We start from the raw sequence: 328 nt of genomic DNA on the forward strand, positions 1-328 counted from the left end.
CTGACGAGTATCGGTGGGGTATCCGCTGTAATATAACCCCGCTTGGTGGGATGAATCGCCCGCCCGGTATAATCAACCAACTCCAGATAGTCATGCAGTTCATAGCTGATCGCCGCTGTTTCAGCCTCCCGGGGATCAAAGCGTTTGAGTGTTAATGCGGTGGCTTCTTGCTCCTGCGGGGTATCTATTCGCTGTTTGACGGAGGTAAATGCCGATTGCTCGGGCGTCTCGGCGATGCCTGCTCGTATCGGGTTAAGGTCAACATACGCCATGCAGCTCAGTAGTGCCTGCTCGTCCAGCAAGGCCTGGCTCTTAAAACGCGCTTCCC

The 328-nt window shown here is 55.2% G+C and carries 1 pseudogene; it reads right to left on the reverse strand.

From position 1 onward, the window contains the following. Window positions 1-328, reverse strand: a pseudogene (locus JW499_RS21940) (transposase); the annotation flags it as partial.

Source organism: Amphritea pacifica, assembly GCF_016924145.1.
In the GTDB taxonomy this organism is placed as follows: Bacteria; Pseudomonadota; Gammaproteobacteria; order Pseudomonadales; family Balneatricaceae; genus Amphritea; species Amphritea pacifica.